The sequence below is a fragment of the Neomoorella stamsii genome (assembly GCF_002995805.1).
Lineage (GTDB): Bacteria > Bacillota > DSM-521 > Neomoorellales > Neomoorellaceae > Neomoorella > Neomoorella stamsii.
The window spans coordinates 1-1,232 of record NZ_PVXL01000066.1 but is presented as its reverse complement, the minus strand read 5'-3'; the positions used below and the strand labels follow the sequence as shown (position 1 = coordinate 1,232).

Genomic DNA, 1,232 nt, shown 5'->3' with positions numbered 1-1,232 from the left:
TAAAAAAGAAGCAGGCCTTAATAGCCATAGCCGTAAAATTACTGCGGGTAATGTACGGCCTGGCCAGGAAGAAAGAAAACTACGACCCTGACAAAGTATTAGGTGACTATCGCCGCGCCCAATTACAACAAGCAGCTTAAAAATAAAAACCCAAACACAAGGTAAAAAGTCTTGGGTGGGGGAAGCCTTAATTCCCACCATAAGGGCATAGATCCTGCTCACAAGTACCAGGCATAACCCACCCGCCCTCAAAAGGCCGAACGAAGGAATGACACAGGGCATAGACCCCGGGAGACATGATAGGGTAGCCGAGGGCAAGAAGTGGTGAGGTTACTACCCAAGACTTAAAGATTAAGCCATCGTCTTGTTGTTGTGGACGATGATGGAGGTTTAGTCTGCCCTCTTGGACTTCATCATAAAAATTGAAAATCTAAGAGAGCAGGCGATTTAACGAGCTAGAAGCAAATTATTGAGATAGGTGGGGGAGATACTCTAGACTTGCCATGAAAAAAACATATCCGTAGCAATAATTTTTGCCGCCTTAATTACCTTGATATTAGGTAGTACGTACTGGTATATCGAATGGTTTGGGTGGAATACGGCTCCCAAGCGAGCTGATGTTATTATAGTGTTAGGTGCTGCTGTTTGGGCGAATGGTCCAAGCCCGGCTTTAATGGAACGTATTACACTGGCCGAAACTCTTTATCAACAGGGATATGCGCCGGCGCTAATTACGACAGGCGGCATTGGGAGATTTAATCCTACCCCGGAAGGAAGCGCCGCCCGGCAGGTTCTTATTTCCCATGGTATACCTGCCAATGTAATTTATGAGGAAGTCACTTCGAGCAACACCAGGTAAAACCTGGTTGGGGCCCTCAACATTATGCGCAAACACGATTGGAAAAGTGCCATTATTGTCACCCATGATTTTCACCTTTTACGGGCCATGACCGAAGCTCGCCGGCTAGGCATAGAGGTTTCCGGCGCCGGTGTCCATGAAACAGCCATGTTTAGGCCGCCGCTGGCACTACGGGAGGTAATCGCTAACCTGGTTAAAGCGATCGGGTATAACTTGTAAATGTATCTTTGCTAATTGCGTAGTTTAATAGACATAATGGAAGGGCCAGCCCCACAGTAGCGATACGTAGGTTATATTGGTACAATAGAGACCAATACAGAGCTACAAGCTAAGGAGGCTGGCAAGATGAATTATACCACATATGTAGGGCTGG

Annotated in this window: 2 pseudogenes; both read left to right on the top strand. The window is 46.7% G+C overall.

What is annotated here, in order from left to right:
• Positions 1-140 (top strand): annotated as a pseudogene (locus MOST_RS18060) (IS110 family transposase); the annotation flags it as partial.
• Between the two features lie 488 nt (positions 141-628).
• A pseudogene (locus MOST_RS18055) lies at positions 629-1,078 on the top strand (YdcF family protein).
• The last annotated feature ends 154 nt before the right edge of the window (positions 1,079-1,232 follow it).